This is a genomic window from Bacillus sp. R45 (assembly GCF_021729365.1).
In the GTDB taxonomy this organism is placed as follows: domain Bacteria; phylum Bacillota; class Bacilli; order Bacillales; family Bacillaceae; genus Bacillus; species Bacillus velezensis.
Window position 1 is genome coordinate 763,017 of sequence record NZ_CP091421.1, and the last position, 20,917, is coordinate 783,933.

Here is a 20,917-nt window from a genome sequence, read left to right on the forward strand (position 1 = left end):
CTCTCCTGATATCAGATCAGGAGAGCTCTTGGGATGAACCGCCCGATAAAAGCGGTCTTTTTATGCTTCGTTCACTTTTTTTGCTTTTCTTCTTTGGTACAGATACAGTGCCGTTCCGAGCGCGCTGATGAGTAACCCGGCAAGAAGGATGGAATACATCGTTGTGGCTGTATCAGGAAGCAGGCCGCCCGGCGATACTCCGTCCTGCGCAGGGCCGGATGACGGTTTTTGTCCGCTTGGCTGCTTTCCGGAGCCATGATCTCCGCTTGTCGGCGGCGCGCTCTTCGTGTTTGCGTTTAATATGGTGTATTCACTGAAATGATTTGTATAGCCCGTGACGAGATCGTGTGAAACCGAACCGTTGTCTGTTTTTGTATAGACGTTCTTTTTCCGGTCTACATGATAAATACCGGGCTGTTTCGCCTTTTTCATATTCTCAATGCGCAGGGTGAGCTTTACCGGCGCTTTGAATGTTTTGATGTCTTTGTTTTTCTGCTTCATTGTAAAGTCGTATACATTTGAAAGCGCCGCCCCGCTAACTTTTCCTTTCGGCGCCACGCCGAATCGTGTATCAGCTGAAGCGGCGTTTGCCATAGGCATTTTCATGCTGAACTTGTCATGCAGGATCGTAAGGGAAGAATCCGATGTTCTGTCCTTTAACAGGCCGATTTGTTTTTTGGTCACGTTGAGATCAATCGGCTTTTTGGCGCCGTCATTCTTATCGTAATACACGATCGGCGTGTTGGCGTTTTTGGCATAGACGGCAAATGCGCTGTCATCTTCAAGCGTCCACGAACCGTTTTTTTGTTTTGTCGGCAGGTACACTTCCTGCGCGCGGCCGTCAACTTTCGGTTCCACCGCTTTTCCCGCTTTTTCAAGCTGCTCAACGAAGACCTCATAGTCGGCAAAGCCAAGGTCTTCTTTATGGGACGCTTCGTTAAAGACGGAATATCCGTCTCCGCCTTCACCGACAAAGTTACTGGTGGCGACTCTGTATGTCTTCTTATCAGAAATCGGCTTTACACTGCCGTCATCCTGTACGGCCGAAGCTTGAAGAACACGGTGTCCCGGCTTTTTATTCAGTGTAAACGTGTATGTTAAACCGGCAACTTGAGGGAAGGCGCCGCCTTGAGCCTCAATTCCGCTTAATCCTTGTTCCAGGGCTTGTTTGATCTGTTTTCCGGTTAAATCCGCGACGTAAAGCGTGTTGCCGAACGGCATTACATTCAGCACGTCGCCGAGTGTGATGTCTCCTTTATCAATGCCCGCGCGGATGCCGCCCCCGTTTGTGATCGCGATTTGGGCGCCGGCCGCTTCCTTCGCTTTTTGCAGCATGCCGTCCGCGATGAAGTTTCCGAGATTGGTTTCTTTGGAGCGGACATGCTCGCGCCGGCCGTCAAGTGCGACCTTCGTTGAACCGACTTTTTCATTTTTAACTGAGACGAGCTCTTTTTTAAACGGATCAAGCTCTTTTTTCAGATCCGGGTCTTCTTTCGTCTGCTCATTCACCGGCAGCGCTTGAAGAGAGGATTGTTCCGGCAGGACGACGCCGTTTTTGTCAAATGCGACATCGACACGGCCTAAATATTCGCCGTATTCTTTTGCCTGGGCGACGATGGTCGGCTCTTCGTTTTTGACAATTTCCATTTTATCTACAAGCGTATGCGTATGTCCGCCGACGATTAAGTCGATGCCTTTTACTTTTTTGGCGAGATCGAGATCACGCTGATGCCCGATATGGGTCAGGGCGATAATTTTATTGACATGTTCCTTGTTCTGTATTTCTTTTACCGTATCTTGTGCGGATTGGAAGGCATCATGAAAGACAATGCTTTTTCCCGGGCTTGATGTGACGGACGTATCTTCTGTCGTCAAGCCGAACACGGCGACTTTTTCTCCGTTTACATCAAGCAGAATATATGGATAGATGCCTGCTTTTTTCTTTTTCCCTGCCGTAAATGTGTCTGCTTTTTTCATGAATGGTCTGAGTTTTGACTCTTTGGACACATCGACATTTGAGCTGACGAGCGGAAAGTCAGGCGCTTGAAAATTGTATTTCCCGGACGGATCAGACGCGCTCCCGTTACCGCTCAAGAAGCTGGCGAGAGCACCCGGACCTTTATCAAACTCATGATTTCCGAAGGTCATTGCGTCGTAGCCCATGCTGTTCATCAATTTTAAATCAGCCAGCCCCTGCCACTTTGTGAAATAGAGATCGCCTGAGAAAACGTCTCCCGCATCCAGCAAAATACTGCGGTCGGTTTCGCTTCTGATTTCTTTGATTTTCGTCATCCGCCTCGCCGCGTTATCAAGGTGGGCGTGCGTGTCATTTGTATGCATAACGGTGAGTTTCCATGCGTCATCTTTCGGCGGATCTGTGCCCGGTTCATCATCTTTGAATTGGAGCTTGTACTGTCCGTAGCCCGCGTTTTGTGATTCACCGATATAGGCGACGTCATCTGCGCGGTCGGCAAACGGCTTTGCGGCCAAGGAAGATTCAAATGTCAGATTTGTCCCTTTGACCGGAAGGATGGACCAGTTATGATCAGCCTGCGGATTAATCGTTTTCTGCTGGATGATGTAATCCATTAAGACCTGCCTGTTCTCATCGGCAGAAGAGTATACGATTTTGTCATTGCTTAAGTGAGGGAATCCTCCGCCGCCTGAAGCGCGGTAATTATTTGTGACGATCAGAAATTCCTGCTTGGCGCTGACGGGCTTTCCTTGATAAGAAAGGTTGACGATCCGGCTTGCATCGGGATGAATGACTGTTCCGTTTTCGTTGTATTTCGCCGGTTTTGTGACATCGACCTGATAGGTGACACCGTCAATGACATCAAAATTGTATGAGCGGTAGGCGTCATTTAAAAGCGCTTGGCTGCCGCCTTTTGCCTGATCGATCTGATTAAATTGCCCCGCGGACATTTCGAGCCAGTCTTTCACTTCGCTTCCGTTCAGCTTGACGATCTGAACCGTGTTGTCATACAGGTACAAATCGCCGATGTTTTTGATGGCGAGGTCGCCAACGGAAATGTTTGTATAGTAGTTTGAGCCGTTCCGCCCGCCGGCTTTAAACGGGGCGCCCGCCGAGAGGATAGGCAGATCTTTGTACTCCGTATCCTTCATCTTATTTTCGGCGTACCATTTTTGCGCATCCGTTACGATTTGAATGGACGGATCATCTTTGACTTGGGCGAAGAAACTGTTGATATCGGCTTTTGTCTGGCCGACGGGTTCTCTGATGTATTTCAAAGTGCCTTCGTGCGCTTTTTTGACGGTATTGACGACGGTTTCGTTTTCCGAATTCACATTGCCGGCAATCGGCTCGATGCTGCCTTTTGCATCTTCCACATGCCACGCGCTGTCTGTTTTTTCAAGCCGGAGGTCGATGACGCCCGCATATTTGCCCCAGCTGCTTGACATAACAACGGGGATGCCGTTAATCGTGCCTTTATCGACGTCGAATTGAGCAGCGCCTTTGTATTCGGCATCAGGGAAAAGCCCGTGCTGATGGCCCGATACGATCGCATCAATTCCGCTGACTTTCGTTGCCAGGTCAAAAACGGCGTTTTCCGCTCCGGAAGACTGCGCTTTTTTTTCGATGCCGCTGTGGGCGAGGGCGATGACGATATCGGCTCCTTCAGCTTTCATTTTCGGAACGGTTTTCTTTGCGGATTCCACAATGTCCTCGACCTGAACGCGGCCTTCGAGATTTTTCTTATCCCACGTCATGATCTGGGGAGGAACAAAGCCGATATAGCCGACTTTTAGCTGATGCTTGCCGCCGTTTTCATCCGTGACGGTTTTGTCTTTTATGACATAAGGCGTATAACGGTTTTCGCCGCTTACTGTTTTCACATTGGCGTTAACGATCGGATAATCAGCGCCTTTGATTGTCCCGTCCAGGAATTCAAGCCCGTAATTAAATTCATGATTGCCGAGTGTTCCTGCGTCATAATGCAGACTGTTCATCACTTCAATGATCGGATGGGTCTTTGCGCCTGAAATGATATCATTTTTCTCATATTTTACGGCGTATTCTCCGAGGGGATTCCCCTGAATCAGGTCTCCGTTATCGACAAGCAGCGTATTCGGGTTTTCGCGCCTGTGCTTCTCAATAAGCTGAGCCGTTCGGGCCAGCCCGAATTCCGTTGTCGGTTTGTCGCTGTAGTAATCGTAGTCCATCATGTTAGCGTGAACGTCAGTTGTGGCTAAAATGCTGAGATTCACACTGGAGGATTTGTTTTCTTCTGCTTTAATGGGTGATGTTGGGAGGATCAGACTAAGTATCATAACTAGGGGCAGCAGAATACGGAGTGTCATATTGACGCTGCATCGTCTTTTCTGTATTCTCACCTGTTCTCCACCTTTCAACAAATTTTGTCATGCAGTACCATTGTAAGAATATTTTGTGAAAGTTTATATAGATTTCATGATGATTCTTGTGAAAAGATAAAAAATGAGGATAATGACCTATGTAAAACAGGCGGGCGGTAAACGCGTTACCTATGTTTGATGTTAGTGTGGCTGGGGTACATGGATTTATGTAGACTTCATCAAGCAGGAGGTAGTAACTATGGGTAAAAAAATTGCAGTTGTATTAACGGATTACTTTGAGGATGTCGAGTATACTGAACCTGCGAAAGCTTTTAAAGATGCGGGTCATGAATTAACCGTAATTGAACAGGAAAAAGGAAAAACAGTCAAAGGAAAACAAGGGGAAGCGGAAGTGAAAGTGGACGCGTCCATCGATGATGTGAATCCGAAAGACTTTGACGCATTGCTGATCCCGGGCGGATTCTCACCTGACATGCTGCGTGCGGATGACCGTTTCGTCCAATTTGCCAAAGCGTTTATGGATGATAAAAAACCGGTGTTCGCTATCTGCCACGGCCCTCAGCTTCTCATCAACGCGAAAGCATTGGACGGGCGCAAAGCGACAGGATTTACTTCAATCCGAATCGATATGGAAAACGCCGGCGCGAATGTGGTGGATGAAGAAGTCGTCGTCTGCCAGAACCAGCTGGTCACAAGCCGCACACCGGATGACATTCCGGCATTCAACCGCGAATCATTAAAACTGCTTGCGTAATATAAAAGCGGAGCGCCGTATCAGGCGTTCCGCTTTTTTTGTGAAGATTCCCGGATGACCAGCTCAGGCGCCAGAATAATGCGTTGTTTTTTGTGCTGGGAATTGGTGATTTTATGATGCAGCAATTGAGCCGCTTCTTTTCCCGACTGCCGCGGAAAGGAAGAAACGGTTGTAAGCGGAGGATAAGAAATTTCAGCTTCCGGCACGTTATCAAAGCCGACAATGTCAATATCTTCGCCCGGAACGAGCCCGGCTTTTCTGATCCCTTGCATGACGCCGAACGCGACCAAATCACTGAAGCAGAAAATCGCGGTCGGGCGCTCAGACCGGCGGAGGAGCTCCGTCACGGCGTCACAGCCTGCTTCGCGGGTCGGCGCGCTGTCAATGACATATTCATTTTTCACTTCCAGATCCGCTTCACGGAGCGCTTTTTTAAACCCTTTCATACGCTTCGTCCATGTTGATGAGTGCTTCACGCCGCCCAGAAACGCAATCTCCTGATGGCCTTTCTCAATGAAATGACGCACTGCCTTATAGGTGCCTTCCTCATAATCGGCTCCGACAAAATCACAGTTGGCATCGGCAATCTCCCTGACGGCGAGCACGACCGGAATGTCAAGCTGCTCAAGGCGGGAAAGGGTTTCCTCAGCCGTACCTGAAACCGGACACAAAATCAATCCGCCGACCCTGTGCTCCAGCATGGTCGAGATCAGCTGCTCCTGCTTGGCGACGGAATCAAATGTCGTGCCTAACAGCACCGTTAATCCGACTTCCTCAAGCGTATTCTGAACGCCGATCAGAAATTCTGAGAAAAACGTATTGGAAATGTCAGTGATAATCAATCCTACCGTTGTGGACGTCTGTGATCGTAAATTCGCGGCGACCCGATCATATACGTACCCCAGCTCCCGCATGGATTGCAGCACTTTCTCACGGGTCGCTTCGGAAATTCGGGGATTATTGCGGACAATTAATGAAGCGGTGGATGTTGAGACGCCGGCATGTTCGGCGACCTGCTGCAATGTCACCCGGCGTTTTTTTTGCTGTTTCATACGTCGCATTCCTCACTTGGTTTTTATTCGTTACATCCATTATAAGCGTTTTGGCGCATGAGAAGAAAGAGAGAGGAGGGAGAAAAAGATAAAGCGCCGGAAGACGGATTGTCCTTCGGCGCTTCTGTCACAATAGGTTATTCAAACATTTGCTCTTTAATATACTGAACCGGCATTTCACGGCCTGTCCAATATTCAAACGCCATGGCGCCCTGCCAAAGCATCATGCCGAGACCGTTAATGGTGTTGCAGCCGGCTGCTTGAGCTTGTTCAAGCAATTTCGACGTAACGGGGTTGTAAACGACGTCTGTCACAATCAAATCCGGACGGAACATGGATGTATCTTCAATAACACTCAAGCCTTCAAGCGGTTTCATACCGACACCTGTTCCGTTTGTGAAAATATCGCTTGAAGCGATTTCAGCACGCAGCGCATCTTGATCTTCGAGCGGGAAGACTTTCGCTTTACAAGAAGATCCCTTCATTTCTTCATTGATGATGCGGACATTTTCTTCCGCTTTTTCGAAAAACGCGTCATTGCGGGCGAAAATAGAGATTTCTCCGAGGCCTTCCAATGCGGATTGAATCGCTATCGGAGTGGCGGCCCCGCCGGAACCGACCAGCGTCATTTTTTTGCCTGTGATATCGATGCCGTGTTCTTTTAAGTTGCGGACGTATCCCATACCGTCAGTGGAGTGGCCGATCAGTCTGCCGTTTTCATTAACGACTGTATTTACCGCGCCGGTGAATTTCGCTGAATCCGCGAGTTCATCGAGATAAGGGAGAATGTTCATCTTGTTCGGCATCGAGACATTGAAGCCTCTGACGTTTAAGGCGCGCATTCCCGTTACCACATCTTCCAGCTGTTCATTGCCGACTTCAAACGCGAGGTAAGCGTAGTTCAATCCTAATTTTTTAAACGCCAGGTTGTGCATCGCCGGAGATAATGAGTGTCCGATCGGTGTCGCGAATAATCCGATAAGCTGAGTTTTTCCGTTAATCCGTCCTAATTCTTTCTTCATGATGTATTCCTCCGTTAGTCCATTCATTTGTTTTTCCTCCCGCTTTGAGGGCAAAAAACGCTGATTACATATGTTTATTTAAAATGCTGAGTACGCTGCGCAATTCCTCAACGGGAATCTGCCCGGGCGCTGATGCTTCTTTGCCCGCTCCGAACGTGCACGCTGAGCCGAAGACTTCGCCGGCCAGCCGGCTGATCAGGCCTGTTCCCGCCATTGACATCGTGATGATCGGCCGGTCTGCGTATTGTGTTTTCATCGTGTGAGTGGCATCCAATAAGACGAAAACATCTTCAGTGCTTTGCGGCATCACCGCGATTTTCGGAATGTGCGCGCCGTACGCCTGCATGTTCCGGAGCCGGGAAATGATTTCTTCTTTTTTCGGTGTCTGATGAAAATCATGATTGGACATGACGACATATACGCCGTTGTCTTCAGCGGTTTTCACAATTGATTTGACTTCCGCTTCTCCCGTAAACAGCTCAACGTCTGCAAGGTCAATATGTTTTGTTTCGATGGCGGTTTTAAGCAATTCAATGTAAAAGCGGTCATCAATAACTTTATTTCCGCCTTCTTTATGGGTTCTGAATGTGAAAAGCAGCGGTGTTGCTCCTGCGGCTTTCCGCAGCTTTTCAAGCATGCCTTTTACGGCGTCCAGGCTGTCAACATGCTCGTATACATCCGCCCGCCACTCAATGATATCCGGGCGAAGCCTGTTGACGGCTTCAATTTCTTCGAGCAGTTCTTTCTCTCCGGCCGCCATCAGCGGCACAATGATCTTCGGAAGCCCTTCACCGATGACCGTGTTTCTGATTGTGATAGATTGCATGATAAATCCTCTCCCTTAAAAAATAGTCAGGCTTTCATCACTTGCTTAAAGCGGATTCCGATAAACAATGCGAGGAGGGCGCTGACGGCCGCAATTCCGATATCAAGCAGAAAAACAGGCGTCAGGCCGGCGGCTTTGGATATCGCTCCCGTTACAAGCGGAATGACAATAAAAGATAAGCTTGATGCTATATTAACAAAAGATGTGATTGTACCTTTATTTTTAGGGAATAAAACAGCCATAACCGTCATCGCCAATTGCAGAATGCCCGCAGTTGAAAGTCCGATGACAAAGGAGCTGATGACCGATACGGCCGGCTGCTGAATGAAAATCAGAGCAAGCAGCGCGATTGCCGCGATCACAGGGTACAGCACCATTACCGTAATCGGCTGAATCACTCTGTTTAACAGCACAGCCAGCAATAACACGGACACAAGCGCCCCGATGCTGTAATAGCTCAACAATTTGACGGCCTGCACCTCAGGCATGCCCAAAACGGATTGCCCGAACTTAGGAAGCCATACTTGAACGAGCATAAACAGCGCCGTTGATGAAAAGCCTAACAGAATGATCGCAAGGCCTTCGCGCCATATCGACGGCTGTGATGTGAACGCGTCATCAGACGGAGAGGCTTCCGTCCGGCCGCCGTCTTCTTTTTGCTTATGATTCGGAAACGGAACTTTCAACAGGAAAAAGCCGTTCAGGAAGAAAATAATGCCCGGTACGAAAAACGTCCAGCCGTAAAACAAATGCCTGTCCGCAATAAACGCGATAAAAAACGGAAGCACCGTCGCGCCGATTGATACAAATGCTTTGATTAACACGGTTGCAGAGCTTGCGTTTTTCGGAAATCCTTCAATAAGCGCCGGATATGTCCCGGAATCCAAAAAGGAATTGGCGATCCCGGCGAAAATGGCGAAGATAAACGCGGCCGTATAGTTTGTCGAAAGCGGAATCCCGATTAGGAAAATCAGATACAGAAAGGCGCCCGACACGATAAACGGCCGTCTCCCGAATGTATCCGAAAGCTTCCCGGCAAACAGAAGCGAAATCAGCTTCCCGATCCCGATGGCGGAGACCAAATAGCTGACACCGGCTGCGGAAGTATGAAGCTGTTTTGATAATGCCTCCATATTGGATGCGATAATAATATTGATCATGCCCAGCAGGAAATAGTTAATATAAAGACCCGCTGCCATTTTGGTGTATATGTTTTTCATGATGACATCCCCTAATGCGGTTAATAAAGAATTAAATTATTTTTTTAATTGATAAAAGCACAGCACCATTCCCCTTTATTGAACCACTGCCTTTCTTTGAAAACTGTTTGATACAACGGTTGCATAGACAAACTTGAATAACGCTGATATCACAATGAGTATATCGTTCTACTAAACAAAAAAAGATAAGCGGCCCGCTCATTTAGTATATCGTTCTACCAAGTTCACAGTTACTATACTCCTTCTTTTTATATGTGTCAAACCGATGAACTTTTATTTTTTACTTTTTTAAATCAAAAAAGACCCGCCGTTTTTCGGCAGGTCTGACATGGGTTTATTTCCTGAGAGAGGCGAGCTCCTCGGCAATGGCCTGCATTTCACTCGGACTGAATGATGCTTTTTTCATGACCATTTGATGAAGGTATGTAAGATCTTCTATTTTTTCATCACTGAAATCTTCCGCTCTGATGACGCCGACATTGAGCATGTTGAGCTTTTGCGAAATGTCTTCAATCATTTTATTTAACGTTTCTGTTTGTTGGCTCGGCAAATTCATGCATCCTTTCATGACCGTTTTCGTACCCTTTATTCTAACAGAATTCATTTAGAATAAAAGCTTATTTCCACAGCCGCAGAAAAATTGCTAAGATGTTGATAAGGTTTTTGATCCTCAAAATGCGGGGAAAGAATAGGGAGGTTATCGATATGATACATGTGCTGTTTGTCTGTCTGGGAAATATTTGCCGGTCGCCTATGGCAGAGGCGGTATTTTCTGATATGGTGAAGAAAAACGGGCTGAACGGGCAGATTAACATTGATTCAGCGGGAATCGGCGCCTGGCATGCGGGAAATCCGCCGCATGAAGGGACAAAGGAGATCCTGAAGGAGAAAGGGATCAGCGCAAGCGGCATCACGGCGAGGCAGGTCCGTGAGTCTGATCTGACCGATTTTGATTACGTCATTGCGATGGATGCAGAAAATATCGGACATCTGCGCAGCATGGCCGGTTATAAAAAAGCGGCGCCGCGTATTGCAAGGCTGCTTGATTATGTACCGGAGTCAGACCTTGCCGACGTGCCCGATCCGTATTATACCGGAAATTTCAGCGAGGTGTACGCTTTGGTCGAGTCCGGGTGCCGTCATTTGCTGGAGACAATAAAGAAAGACCATCATTTATAAGGGGGATTGACCGATGAAGCAGACACGCATCATGGCAAAAGCGATTCTGATCGGCGCTGCCGCCGGCGGAGCACTGTCCTTATTACATAAGCCGACGAGAGAGGCATGTTTCCGGAACATGGACGCGTGCAGGCGGCGTGCGGCATTTTACCGAAAACATCCTGAAGCCCTGAAGCAGCAGGCTTCCGCAAAACTGGATCAAGTGAAAAACATTGCCAATACCGTATCGGAAGATCTGAGTTTTTTAAACGGGCAGATCACCAAGCTGAAGCAGACGACGCCGCAGGTCATTGACCTGTTAAAAGAAACGAAGGAGCATTTTTCGAAAAACGATCATTGAGGTGGGATGTCATGAGTTTTATAAAGGAGCTGTTTGCAAGGTTTTCTCTGCATGAAGGACAAAGTAAATCGGCGGAGCTGGCGTATTTTTTCCTGCTGTCATTGTTTCCGTTGATGATTTTCATGCTGACGCTCACCGCCTATCTTCCCATATCGGCAGAAGACGTGCTCGGGGCGGTCGATCAATACGCGCCCGACAGCGCCATGTCCATGGTGAAATCCATAACGGAGCAAACGCTGAACAAGCGCAGCGGCGGGCTTTTGTCATTCGGGATTATCGCCGTCATCTGGTCGGCTTCGAATGGTATGAACGCGATTGTCAGAGCATTTAACCATGCCTACGAAGTCGAGGAAAACCGCTCATTTATCATCATTCGCCTGACCTCAATTTTTTTAACCATTGCGATGGTGGTTACGATTTTAATCGCACTGCTTCTGCCGGTGTTCGGCAGAGAAATCGGAATGCTGGCCGCGGATTTCATCGGCGCCTCGGACCTGTTTTTGCAGGTGTGGTCGGTTGTCCGCTGGGGTATCAGTCCGCTTATCCTTTTAATCGTGTTTACCGCGCTTTACATATTCGCGCCGAATAAAAAGCTTTCCCTCCGTTTTGTCCTGCCGGGAGCTGTATTCGCGGCAGCCGGCTGGATTATCGTCAGTATGCTGTTCTCATTTTACGTCGGCACCTTTGCCAACTACAGCGCCACATACGGGAGCATCGGGGGAATTATCGTCCTGATGATCTGGTTTTACCTTACGGGAACCCTTCTGATTTTAGGAGGAGAAATCAACGCGCTTTTACATAAACGTAAAAAGCTTCCTGATGAAAATCCGTACCGCGGGAGCAAGCTATAGAGGAACGGATGACGTTCAAGCTGAAAAACGGAGGGAATCGGCTATGACCAAGCATACGAAAAAAGGCGGAAGCCATAATAAACAAAACTCAAAAAACGGCCCGAAGAATAAAACAAGCGGAAGCGCCAACGGGCAGAACGGATACCACTAGAAAGAAGCCGCCTGGCTCAGATCAGGCGGCTTTTTTATGTGGCCGGAAAAGAATGGGATTCGGAAGCGGGGCTGTGCTTTGTTTTCCCGAAGACGAGCGCAAGCCAAATACAGACCAGAATCACCGTAATAAAGTAAAACAAGTTGGCGCTTTCAAACCGCTGCATATACCAGCCGCCCGCCACCGGGCCGATCATGCTTCCGAGACTGAAGGAAATGCCGCAGAGCAGGTTGCCCGCCGGCAGCAGATGGGACGGCAGCAGGTCGCTCATATAGCTGATGCCGAGGGAAAACATACTGCCGACCGCCATCCCCGCCGTGAAAAAGCAGCAGCCGATGACAGAAGGCGACGGAAACAGTCCGGCCGTCAAAAAGCAAAGGGCACCCGTTAATAAGATGACGAGCAGGACACGTTTTCTCCCGAATCGATCGCTTAATAAACCGAGAGGGAACTGGAATACAATACTTCCGATGGCAAAAGCGGGCAATATCAGCGCGACGGCATCCACGGATATGCCTAAACGAAGGGCGTACACGGGAAAGCTTCCGTTCAGCGCCGTTTCTAAAAAACCGTACCCGAAAGCCGGGAGAAAAGCGACCCAGCCGAAAAGAAGGGCGCGGTAAAACCGTTTTGCGCTGTTGTCCCCGGATGTTTCATCCGGACCTTGCGCCGGGTACTCGTTACGTAAGGCAAACACAAACAGCCAGGCACAAAGACTGATACAGCCGGATACGATAAACGGAAGGGACGGACTTGTTTTCACAAGAGGGACCATGAACGGGCCGACAGCGAATCCAAGCCCGAAGGACAGTCCGTACAGCGAAATGTTTCTTCCTCTGTTTCGGGGCGTTGACTTGGAAGTCACCCACGTTTGGGTTGAAAAATGCAGCATATGATCCCCGATTCCGATAAGCAGCCGAAGAAAAAACCATAACCATATGGATTGAAGCCAAATAAAACTGAATAAGCTGATGATAACAAGAAATCCGCCCATGACCATCAGAGGTTTGAATCCGAGCTTGCGCAGCGGGGCCTCCATAAACGGCGACGCCAGAAGCACGCCGATATAAAGGCCGGTTGCGTGAAGTCCGTTTATGGCTGCGGATTCTCCGTTCGTTTCAAAAATGACGGAGATCACCGGCAGAAGCATGCCTTGGGAAAATCCGGAGATGGAAACAAGCAGAACCAAAATAAAGAAGTACAGTCGTGACATCGCGTATTTCTCCTTCTTCAGTATCTTTCTTGATCGTACACGGATTTGCCGCGTCCGGCAACCTGAAAATGCCAATTCGGGCTGCCGAGGAAGTGTAATTGAGGGAGTTTTTGAGAAGGATATAAAAAGACTTATTCGAAAAAAGGAGCCAGGCAGATATGAATCGGATTTTTTTCTTTACGGCTGCGGCGGGAGTGCCGCTTTCAGTCATCGGCGGCCTGATGCACTGGCCGTCAGCGGTTTTGTTTATTATTTATTGCTTGACGATTATTGCGCTTGCAAGTTATATGGGGAGAGCGACTGAATCTCTTGCCATTATCGCGGGACCGCGGATCGGCGGTCTGCTGAATGCCACGTTCGGCAATGCGGTAGAGCTGATTATATCGATTTTCGCCTTAAAAGAAGGGCTGACGGGCATCGTGCTTGCTTCACTGACCGGTTCGGTGCTCGGCAATCTTTTGCTCGTCGCGGGATTGTCATTTTTTATCGGCGGTTTGAAATACAAGCGGCAGGAATTCAATATTCATGATGCCCGGCATAATTCAGGCCTGCTGATTTTTGCCATTATCGTAGCTTTTGTCATTCCCGAAGTGTTTTCCATGGATATGGGGGAAAAAAACAAGCTTGATTTGAGTGTCGGCATCAGCATCATCATGATCCTTTTGTACGTGGCAGCTCTTTATTTCAAGCTCGTCACCCACCGCGGTGTTTATCAGCCGAATCAGCCGGAGGCAAAGGAAGAAGAGGAGCAGCCAGAGTGGTCGGGGAAAAGAGCGACAGCCGTCTTATTTATTTCAACTATTATTGTCGCCTACATATCTGAAAACCTTGTCCATACGTTTCATGCGGTGGCTGAACAGTTCGGCTGGAGCGAGCTGTTTATCGGGGTGATTATCGTCGCAATTGTCGGAAATGCCGCAGAGCATGCGTCGGCGATTATTATGGCGTACAAAGACAAGATGGATGTCGCCGTTGAAATCGCGGTAGGTTCGACTTTGCAGATCGCCATGTTTGTAGCCCCGGTTCTTGTGATCTGTTCTATCTTTTTTTCGGTCAATATGCCGCTTGTATTCACATTGCCCGAGCTTGTGGCGATGATATCATCCGTCCTTTTGATGACGATGATTTCAAATGACGGCGATTCGAACTGGTTTGAAGGGGCTACGCTCCTTGCCGCTTATGTCATCATGGCGATCGGTTTTTTCCTGCTTTAACCTGTAAAAAATGCGGATAACAACGATTGCGGGGGAAAAGACTAAAGGAAAATGCTATAGAAAGAGTGATATGATGAGAAAGCTGTTTCATGCCACACTGATTCTGCTGTTATCCTTTAGTTTTTTCGCAATGCCGTCTGCCGGTGCAAAGAAACCGTTTAAGGTTCCCAACTCTGTTGTAAGCATTTCAAAGGAAAATACGTATCCGAATGCTTCACAGGACCAGCCGATGCTTCAGCCGAGCAAACTGGCAAAGGAATTGTTAGATACATCCGAGATCAACATCGAAAATCCGCATCTGATAAAAATGCTGAATGAATCCTCGGTTTCCGGTTCACCGCTTGCCATCGGCTACCGGGCGACAATATTTCTCGGGAAATGGGCGCTCGGCTATCAATCGAACGAAACGGTCGCCAACTGGGAATATAAAAAAATCAATACGAACAGAGCGGATAACCGGGGCGGACAGCAAACCGCGGTTATCTCATACGCCCAAGAACAGCAGTACAAAATTAAAGGCGGGCTCACAGCGAAGGTGCCGAACGCAGAAGACGTAAAAAGCATGATGATGCAAAAAGCGATGAAGAAAACAAAACTGCCGCTCGCGTTTGAAACGGTTATCGGCGCAGGCACAAAACGCGATCAAACCTACAAAATTTCTCCGCAGCGGCTCGGCTACCTGCACGCCTACGCTCCGGCCGTTAATGAAAAAGGAAAAGTAACATACGGTGAAGTGTATTTGGTGCTGAAAGGCAGCAAGCGGAAACTTGTCGTCAAAAATGTGACTTCGCAAGGAATCGGGGCTTGGATTCCGGTGCAGGATCACGTCACATTCGGTTTTCAAATGACAGCGCAGCCGAGATAAATAAAAAAAGCTGATTCCGGTTCGGGAATCAGCTTTTTTGTGTGTGATACATTTCCTCAAGCAATTGCACATTGTTGTTGTACAGCTCCCGGGCAAGAACGCGTCTCACCGCAAGGCTTGCCGAGAAGTATTCTTTATCTTGAACCATGCCTTTGACGGTAAATTCTATGCCTCTCGTCAATTTGTTCAGGCTCATGATTCCATGCACTTGAAACGGCTCCGCCGCATTGAGAAATTCATCCCGCTTCAGTGAATCGCGAAGCTCATCATTGAGCATGTCGCAGGCTTTTTCTAAGACGGCATATACCCGCTCGGGATCTTCTTTATAACTGATCACGACGGACTCGGTAATCCGCATAAAATCAATATTATAGTTTTGAAGCTGTCTGACCTCACCGTTTGAAATGGTAAGCAGCTTGCCGGTCCACTCACGGATCTGGAGGGAACGGAGCCCGATTTCTTCGACTGTGCCGTTGAACAGATTGTTAATTGTCACGTAATCGCCTTTATGAAGCTGGCGTTCGTATATCAAAAAGACACCGGCCAATATGTCCTTGATTAACGACTGGGCGCCGAAACCGATGACGATACCGGCAACACCCGCCCCGGCTAAAATTCGGCCGAAATCATGAACGAATAACGAAATGACGTAAAAGATAAAACCGATCGTCGCTGTATACTGGGTGATGGATCGGACGAGGCTTTCAATCGTTTTCCCTTTCCGTTCCTCCAAGAAATCTATGCGTTTAAATAACACCTGGACAAAGCGGTTGATCAGAAAAACACCGGCGTAAAGCACGAGAGCGACGATGATGATCTCAACCACTTTGCTTTTCAAAATATCCGTAATTGTCGTTTCCATCTTCTGTTAACCTCTGGCTTTTCGTAATGAAAAATCCGTGTCCTGATAATAACTGTTTTTGACAAGGACGTTCGGTCCGAGGCACCGGACGTTTGTGCAGCGGCAGTTCAGCTCCTTGCTCAGCTTCGTCTGTCTCCACTTGTCATATGCCTCGGGAAGGCTGTCTGTTTTAATATTGCCGAGCGGCGGTGTATCGCCGAAATCCGTGACAATGATATTTCCGTCAAAAATGTTGACGTTCAGGCGGGAGCGGCCGTCAGGGTCGTTTCGCACCGTAACGTTTTTCGCTTCCCGCAGGCGGCGGAGGAGCTTCTGGTCTTCTTCATCAGGGCTGCATGCGTAAAACGGGAGCGTGCCGAACAGCATCCATGTCTCTTCATCGCGAATGTCGAGCAGATGATGAATGGCCTGTCTCATGTCCTTCAGGCTGAGTGATTCAAGCGCGCTGGCGAAATCACTCGGATACATCGGATGGACTTCGTGCCGCTGGCATTTCATTTCTTCCGTAATCTGCCGGTGAATATGTTCAATATGCGGCAGCGTCCGTTTGTTCAGCATCGTTTCCGCTGAAACCATTACGCCTGCTTCGACCAGCGTGCGGCTGTTTTCAATCATTTTGTCAAAATAGCGCGCCCGCTGTTCAAATGTCGGTTTCTTCTCCATCATCGCAAATCCGATGTCGGCAAAGTCCTCGACCGTTCCCCAGTTGTGGGAAATGTGAAGAACGTCCAAATAAGGAATAATCCGTTCGTAGCGCCCGATATCAAGCGTCAGGTTTGAATTGATCTGTGTGCGCACGCCGCGTTCATGCGCATATTTCAAAAGCGGGACGACGTATTCCTTTACCGATTTCAGCGAAAGCATCGGTTCGCCGCCCGTAATGCTGATAGAGCGCAACAGAGGAATTTCATCAAGCCGCTTTAATAAAAGGTCGATCGGCAACGCATCCGGGTCTTTCGGCTGGAGCGTGTACCCGACGGCGCAGTGCTCGCATCTCATATTGCACAAAGTCGTCGTTGTGAATTCAACGTTCGTCAGTTTCATATCTCCATACTGGTCGACATCCATGTACGCTTCCCAAGGGTCGTACTCCGGTGTAATCGGACGCAGTGCTGTGTTTTGTGTCATGACTATCTAACTCCTTTATAAATGGGCATACTAACGTCTGCCAACTGTTAATTTTAGACCTGATCTGCCAAGATCGCAAGTAGCGGAACCATTGAAAAACGCCAAAAAATACGCTACCATTATAAAAAATGAATGGAGTGGAAGTATGGGGAATGCAGTAAACAGCAAAGATCAGCAGCTCGATTACCTGAAGAACAGACTCGATATGTTTATGAATGTCATTGATTCATTAGACCCTGAATCAACGGACGTTGAAGATATAGACCGGCTCATCGGCATGCTTGATGATCTGGAAGCAAAATACGAACGCTTTAAAAAAGATTGGGAATAACCCCCGGCGGATGCCGGGGTTTTTCTTTTTCCATAATGCGGCTGTATAAAAGGGCAGGGCCTACTGCAAAATAAGGAAAAATGCAGAAGGAGTGCTGGTCATGAAATGGTTTTGTTCAATTTGCTGCATGGCCGTTTTACTTGCAGGAGGCATCAACAGCGCAGAAGCGGTGCCGAATGAACGGATAAACTGGGGATTTAAACGCAGCGTCAATCATCAGCCGCCCGATGCCGGCAGACAGCTGGACAATCTGGTCAAAAAATATGATGCCTTTTATTTGGGCAATACGAAAGAAAAGACCATCTATTTAACGTTTGATAACGGATATGAAAATGGGTACACCCCGAAAGTGCTTGATGTGTTAAAAAAACATCACGTCACGGGCACTTTTTTTGTCACGGGTCATTTTGTGAAAGAGCAGCCTGATTTGATTAAACGGATGTCAAAGGAAGGCCATATCATCGGCAATCATTCTTTTCATCATCCTGATCTGACGACAAAAACGGGCGATCAGATTCAAGACGAACTCGATTCCGTCACGGAAGCTGTGTACAACATTACCGGAAAGCGGGACAACCTGTATCTCCGTCCGCCGCGCGGCGTATTCAGCGAATATGTCCTCAAAGAAACGAAGCGTCTCGGCTACCAAACGGTTTTCTGGTCCGTCGCATTTGTCGACTGGAAGGTTAACGAGCAAAAAGGAAAACAATACGCCTATGATCACATGATAAAGCAGGCGCATCCCGGCGCGATCTACCTTCTTCACACCGTTTCAAAGGACAATTCAGAAGCTCTGGACGATGCCATTACCGATTTGAAAAAAGAAGGCTACACGTTTAAAAGCATTGATGACCTGATGTTTGAGAAAGAAATGAAGCTGCCGCGCCTGTAGAAAACACCTCTCCTGGTAATGGAGAGGTGTTTTGTTATTTGATACATTTAATCAATGCCGCCCAATCCAAATCTCCGAAGCCTTGTGCGATCCCGCTTTCAAAATGGCTCTTCGCCAGTTCGGCAAGAGGGAGTTTTGCGGAAACCTGTTCAGCGGCGGCGAGCGCCAGATTGGTATCCTTGAGCCCTAAAGACATTTTGAAGCCGGCCGGCTCAAATTTCTCCTCAGCCATGATCGTGCCGTAATTTTGATAGACGGGAGAGCCAAAGAGCGCGTTGGCGATTTCTAGAAATTGTTTTTGTTCTAAACCGAACTTATCCATCATTAAGAATGATTCAGATAACGCCTCCAGCATAGAAACGAGCAAGAAATTGACGCTGATTTTCGCGGCATTGGCCGTTTTTGTTTCTTCACCCGTATCAAATACTTGCTGACTCAGGATGTTAAACAGCGGTTCGGCCTTTTTCTTCGCTTCTGCCGGTCCGGCTGTGATGATGCGAAGCTCGGCCTTCTCAGCGGCATCGGGGCGGCCGAGGACGGGAGCGGCAATAAAGGACTGCCCTCTGCCCGAATGTGCGGCGGAAAGCTGTTCTGACAGCGCCGTACTGATCGTGCTCATTGAAATATGAATGCCGTTTTCAGATAACCCGGCAATAATGCCGCAAGCTCCGAACGTCACGCCTGTTACAGCTTCATCGTCTGACAGCATTGAAAGCACAATGTCCGCATGTTCAGCTGCCTGGCGGGGCGTTTCGGCATATTCGGCCCCTTTATCCAGCAGGTCAGCCGCTTTTTCTTTCGTCCGGTTATATACAGTCAGGCTGTATCCGGCTTTCATGATATTTTCGGCGATGGGGCGGCCCATATTGCCGAGTCCGACAATGGCAATCTTCATTTGACAGTCCCTCCAATGAAAAGTTTTCCACCATTATACATGCAAAATGGTTAATCTGCTGTGTACAGGATTGCCACTTTCAGTTCCGGTTCTGAAGACCATCCGGAGTCTGATGCGGCTGTCCCCTTATAAAATCCGGTAAATCGGGTTTTGATGATTGTTTTTGAACGGGGTTTTACAGTGAATGTTTTTGATTTGAATGTGACGTCCTTTATGTTTTCTGATAAATCCGGCGTGACAGAAATGGTTTGTTCCCCTTTTCCGTAATGATTGATATAAAGCGTGCAGCTCATGCCCGCTCTTTTTCGCTCAATCAGATGACTGCATTCGCTGCGGTGCTTCAAATATTCGACAGACTCTTTTTCGGGCGCGAACTGTTTTAAGGAAAAAGCGGCATATTCGGTGGCAGGACTGATACCGGAAGCGGCCCCCATACTGAGAAAGATCAGAAACAGCCCCGCCGCGGGAAGCGTCCGCCTGAACGCGGCGGCACACCAGATTAACGCCGCAAAGTAAAGGACGACCCCGGGAATGACGGAGATATGGGCTCCGTCTTCAGACCAGGAAGAAAAGCCGAGCGACTCAAAGATGTAATCAGACACCGTACAGCCGTTATACAGCGGGGCAATGGACATAACACTGAATAGCAGGAGGACAGAAGAAATGATTTTATGAGAAAGGATGGTAACGGCGCACACCTCTTTACGTTTTTTTCCAGACTATCATGTTTTCTCAAAAAAAAGAACAGCCGGCAGCCGTTCTTACTTGAAAATATTAAACCAGCCTTTGCGGGCGAACCAAAACAGCATGGCGGCGACAAGAACGGCCATGACGCCCAAAACGATAAAATACCCGTATTTCCAATGAAGCTCAGGCATGTTATCGAAATTCATGCCGTAAACCCCCGCGATGAACGTCAGCGGGATAAAAATGGTCGAGACGATGGTTAATGTCATCATAATGGCGTTCATCCGGTTTGAATTCAGCGTCACATAGCTGTCCCGCAAATCTGACGTCATATCACGGTTTGACTCGATCAGCTCGGCCAGTTTTAACAGATGGTCATAAATATCGCTGAAATACGCCTTCGTTTCACGGCTTTCTTTTACATGGTCAAGGCTCAAAATCCGGTACATTAAATCGCGCATCGGAATGATCGTCCGTCTCAGATTCAAAAGATCAGTCCGCAATTCAAATACTTCATTCATTAAAGTGCCGTAAGATTTATGTGTTCTGCTGTCTTCAATTTCATTCAGCCGGTCTTCAATTTTGTACAGCACGGGGAAATATTCATCGACAAGCTGATCCATAATCATATAAGTGATGTGCCCCGGCCCTTTTTTGGCTAATCCCGGAGAAGCGAAAAACCGTTCTCTCACCCTTGAGACGCCGGGGGATTCGTGCAAATGGAAGCTGACGATGAAACGGTCGGACTGAAAAATGTCCACCTCTTCCATTTCCAGTGTGTCCGGGTTCAAGGCGTGGAGCACATAAAAACGGTAGCCGTCATAATGGTCGATTTTCGGCCGCTGCATATGCTGAAAGCAATCCTCGATCGCAAGCGGATGAAAGTGAAAATAATCCCGCAGCAGCTCGGTTTCATGCATCTCAGCGCCGAAAAAATCGATCCAGTACCATGCGATGTCCGGTTGTTCTGTACGTGATAGGGGGATATTATCTAATATCTCATTATGTGTTGTGATTGCGGTTATATGTATCATAAACAACCCTCCGCCTGCCATTATATCATGCGGCGTTATGAAGAAAAGTATACGAATTGCCGC

At 48.1% G+C, this 20,917-nt stretch carries 20 protein-coding genes; 8 read left to right on the forward strand and 12 right to left on the reverse strand.

The annotated features are described in order from the left end of the window. Positions 1-60: 60 nt before the first annotated feature. Positions 61-4,356 carry a multifunctional 2',3'-cyclic-nucleotide 2'-phosphodiesterase/3'-nucleotidase/5'-nucleotidase gene (locus L3V45_RS03900; protein ID WP_236837262.1) on the reverse strand — a complete coding sequence of 1,432 codons (4,296 nt, stop codon included), beginning with the start codon at positions 4,354-4,356 and terminating at the stop codon, positions 61-63. Positions 4,357-4,576: 220 nt separating this feature from the next. Between L3V45_RS03900 and L3V45_RS03905 the strand changes: the two genes are divergently transcribed. After that, positions 4,577-5,092, forward strand: a complete 516-nt coding sequence (locus L3V45_RS03905; protein ID WP_003155578.1) for a type 1 glutamine amidotransferase domain-containing protein — start codon at positions 4,577-4,579, stop codon at positions 5,090-5,092. A gap of 20 nt (positions 5,093-5,112) precedes the next feature. On the opposite strand, the gene L3V45_RS03910 is transcribed toward L3V45_RS03905, so the two are convergent. The 5 genes from L3V45_RS03910 to L3V45_RS03930 all read right to left on the reverse strand — a co-directional run bounded on the left by L3V45_RS03910 (position 5,113) and on the right by L3V45_RS03930 (position 9,762). Further along, positions 5,113-6,144, reverse strand: a complete 1,032-nt coding sequence (locus tag L3V45_RS03910; protein ID WP_025854009.1) for a LacI family DNA-binding transcriptional regulator — start codon at positions 6,142-6,144, stop codon at positions 5,113-5,115. Positions 6,145-6,281: 137 nt separating this feature from the next. Then, the gene (locus tag L3V45_RS03915) at positions 6,282-7,166 is read right to left on the reverse strand and encodes a shikimate dehydrogenase (protein ID WP_210602144.1); all 885 of its coding nucleotides are present in this window, start codon (positions 7,164-7,166) and stop codon (positions 6,282-6,284) included. A 64-nt stretch (positions 7,167-7,230) separates the two neighbouring features. Beyond that, positions 7,231-7,992: a type I 3-dehydroquinate dehydratase gene (gene aroD, locus L3V45_RS03920; protein ID WP_024085013.1), complete on the reverse strand. Its 762-nt coding sequence runs from the start codon at positions 7,990-7,992 to the stop codon at positions 7,231-7,233. 26 nt (positions 7,993-8,018) lie between these two features. Next, positions 8,019-9,212: an MFS transporter gene (locus tag L3V45_RS03925; protein ID WP_014304620.1), complete on the reverse strand. Its 1,194-nt coding sequence runs from the start codon at positions 9,210-9,212 to the stop codon at positions 8,019-8,021. A gap of 334 nt (positions 9,213-9,546) precedes the next feature. Continuing rightward, positions 9,547-9,762, reverse strand: a complete 216-nt coding sequence (locus tag L3V45_RS03930; RefSeq protein ID WP_003155571.1) for a DUF1128 domain-containing protein — start codon at positions 9,760-9,762, stop codon at positions 9,547-9,549. A gap of 155 nt (positions 9,763-9,917) precedes the next feature. Here L3V45_RS03930 and L3V45_RS03935 point away from each other — a divergent pair, with 155 nt between their 5' ends. From L3V45_RS03935 to L3V45_RS03945, 3 genes are read left to right on the forward strand one after another with little or no spacing between them, the layout of a single operon-like run. Next, positions 9,918-10,391, forward strand: coding sequence for a low molecular weight protein-tyrosine-phosphatase (locus tag L3V45_RS03935; RefSeq protein WP_014304622.1), 474 nt, complete (start codon positions 9,918-9,920; stop codon positions 10,389-10,391). 13 nt (positions 10,392-10,404) lie between these two features. Further along, a complete protein-coding gene (locus L3V45_RS03940) occupies positions 10,405-10,731 on the forward strand; it encodes a hypothetical protein (protein WP_014304623.1) in 327 nt (108 codons plus the stop codon). A gap of 11 nt (positions 10,732-10,742) precedes the next feature. After that, positions 10,743-11,582: a YihY family inner membrane protein gene (locus tag L3V45_RS03945; protein WP_003155567.1), complete on the forward strand. Its 840-nt coding sequence runs from the start codon at positions 10,743-10,745 to the stop codon at positions 11,580-11,582. A gap of 185 nt (positions 11,583-11,767) precedes the next feature. Here L3V45_RS03945 and L3V45_RS03950 read toward each other — a convergent pair whose 3' ends face one another. Next, on the reverse strand, positions 11,768-12,946 hold the full coding sequence (locus tag L3V45_RS03950) for an MFS transporter (protein WP_014304624.1): 1,179 nt from the start codon (positions 12,944-12,946) through the stop codon (positions 11,768-11,770). A 158-nt stretch (positions 12,947-13,104) separates the two neighbouring features. Between L3V45_RS03950 and cax the strand changes: the two genes are divergently transcribed. Together cax and L3V45_RS03960 are read left to right on the forward strand one after the other, a co-directional pair. Then, positions 13,105-14,160 (forward strand): calcium/proton exchanger, encoded by a 1,056-nt coding sequence (cax, locus tag L3V45_RS03955; RefSeq protein WP_236837263.1) that lies wholly within the window; start codon positions 13,105-13,107, stop codon positions 14,158-14,160. A 70-nt stretch (positions 14,161-14,230) separates the two neighbouring features. After that, positions 14,231-15,025: a YfkD famly protein gene (locus L3V45_RS03960; RefSeq protein ID WP_088005349.1), complete on the forward strand. Its 795-nt coding sequence runs from the start codon at positions 14,231-14,233 to the stop codon at positions 15,023-15,025. A gap of 28 nt (positions 15,026-15,053) precedes the next feature. Here the strand turns inward: L3V45_RS03960 and L3V45_RS03965 are convergent, their stop codons facing one another. Beyond that, on the reverse strand, positions 15,054-15,887 hold the full coding sequence (locus tag L3V45_RS03965) for a mechanosensitive ion channel family protein (protein ID WP_043866918.1): 834 nt from the start codon (positions 15,885-15,887) through the stop codon (positions 15,054-15,056). 6 nt (positions 15,888-15,893) lie between these two features. Continuing rightward, positions 15,894-17,015 carry a radical SAM/CxCxxxxC motif protein YfkAB gene (gene yfkAB / locus L3V45_RS03970; protein ID WP_032857435.1) on the reverse strand — a complete coding sequence of 374 codons (1,122 nt, stop codon included), beginning with the start codon at positions 17,013-17,015 and terminating at the stop codon, positions 15,894-15,896. 145 nt (positions 17,016-17,160) lie between these two features. Here yfkAB and L3V45_RS03975 point away from each other — a divergent pair, with 145 nt between their 5' ends. Together L3V45_RS03975 and pdaA are read left to right on the forward strand one after the other, a co-directional pair. Further along, entirely contained in the window at positions 17,161-17,346 is a 186-nt protein-coding gene (locus L3V45_RS03975) for an SE1561 family protein (RefSeq protein ID WP_003155558.1), read from the forward strand. 100 nt (positions 17,347-17,446) lie between these two features. Beyond that, a complete protein-coding gene (gene pdaA / locus L3V45_RS03980) occupies positions 17,447-18,238 on the forward strand; it encodes a delta-lactam-biosynthetic de-N-acetylase (protein WP_003155556.1) in 792 nt (263 codons plus the stop codon). A gap of 34 nt (positions 18,239-18,272) precedes the next feature. Here the strand turns inward: pdaA and L3V45_RS03985 are convergent, their stop codons facing one another. From L3V45_RS03985 to corA, 3 genes are all read right to left on the reverse strand, one after another. Beyond that, positions 18,273-19,133 (reverse strand): NAD(P)-dependent oxidoreductase, encoded by an 861-nt coding sequence (locus L3V45_RS03985; RefSeq protein WP_014304626.1) that lies wholly within the window; start codon positions 19,131-19,133, stop codon positions 18,273-18,275. Between the two features lie 50 nt (positions 19,134-19,183). Then, on the reverse strand, positions 19,184-19,831 hold the full coding sequence (locus tag L3V45_RS03990; RefSeq protein WP_041481845.1) for a hypothetical protein: 648 nt from the start codon (positions 19,829-19,831) through the stop codon (positions 19,184-19,186). 63 nt (positions 19,832-19,894) lie between these two features. Further along, complete coding sequence (corA, locus tag L3V45_RS03995; protein ID WP_003155549.1) at positions 19,895-20,854, reverse strand: magnesium/cobalt transporter CorA; 960 nt, start codon at positions 20,852-20,854, stop codon at positions 19,895-19,897. Positions 20,855-20,917: the final 63 nt, after the last annotated feature.

Excerpts from the sequence above, each read along its gene's own strand:
- L3V45_RS03945 (WP_003155567.1), top strand. The coding sequence starts at position 10,743 with ATGAGTTTTATAAAGGAGCTGTTTGCAAGGTTTTCTCTGCATGAAGGA.
- corA (WP_003155549.1), bottom strand. The coding sequence starts at position 20,854 with ATGATACATATAACCGCAATCACAACACATAATGAGATATTAGATAAT.
- L3V45_RS03985 (WP_014304626.1), bottom strand. The coding sequence starts at position 19,133 with ATGAAGATTGCCATTGTCGGACTCGGCAATATGGGCCGCCCCATCGCC.
- L3V45_RS03965 (WP_043866918.1), bottom strand. The coding sequence starts at position 15,887 with ATGGAAACGACAATTACGGATATTTTGAAAAGCAAAGTGGTTGAGATC.
- L3V45_RS03940 (WP_014304623.1), top strand. The coding sequence starts at position 10,405 with ATGAAGCAGACACGCATCATGGCAAAAGCGATTCTGATCGGCGCTGCC.
- L3V45_RS03910 (WP_025854009.1), bottom strand. The coding sequence starts at position 6,144 with ATGAAACAGCAAAAAAAACGCCGGGTGACATTGCAGCAGGTCGCCGAA.
- L3V45_RS03925 (WP_014304620.1), bottom strand. The coding sequence starts at position 9,212 with ATGAAAAACATATACACCAAAATGGCAGCGGGTCTTTATATTAACTAT.
- pdaA (WP_003155556.1), top strand. The coding sequence starts at position 17,447 with ATGAAATGGTTTTGTTCAATTTGCTGCATGGCCGTTTTACTTGCAGGA.
- L3V45_RS03905 (WP_003155578.1), top strand. The coding sequence starts at position 4,577 with ATGGGTAAAAAAATTGCAGTTGTATTAACGGATTACTTTGAGGATGTC.
- L3V45_RS03935 (WP_014304622.1), top strand. The coding sequence starts at position 9,918 with ATGATACATGTGCTGTTTGTCTGTCTGGGAAATATTTGCCGGTCGCCT.
- L3V45_RS03975 (WP_003155558.1), top strand. The coding sequence starts at position 17,161 with ATGGGGAATGCAGTAAACAGCAAAGATCAGCAGCTCGATTACCTGAAG.
- L3V45_RS03960 (WP_088005349.1), top strand. The coding sequence starts at position 14,231 with ATGATGAGAAAGCTGTTTCATGCCACACTGATTCTGCTGTTATCCTTT.
- L3V45_RS03915 (WP_210602144.1), bottom strand. The coding sequence starts at position 7,166 with ATGAAGAAAGAATTAGGACGGATTAACGGAAAAACTCAGCTTATCGGA.
- yfkAB (WP_032857435.1), bottom strand. The coding sequence starts at position 17,015 with ATGACACAAAACACAGCACTGCGTCCGATTACACCGGAGTACGACCCT.
- L3V45_RS03950 (WP_014304624.1), bottom strand. The coding sequence starts at position 12,946 with ATGTCACGACTGTACTTCTTTATTTTGGTTCTGCTTGTTTCCATCTCC.
- aroD (WP_024085013.1), bottom strand. The coding sequence starts at position 7,992 with ATGCAATCTATCACAATCAGAAACACGGTCATCGGTGAAGGGCTTCCG.
- cax (WP_236837263.1), top strand. The coding sequence starts at position 13,105 with ATGAATCGGATTTTTTTCTTTACGGCTGCGGCGGGAGTGCCGCTTTCA.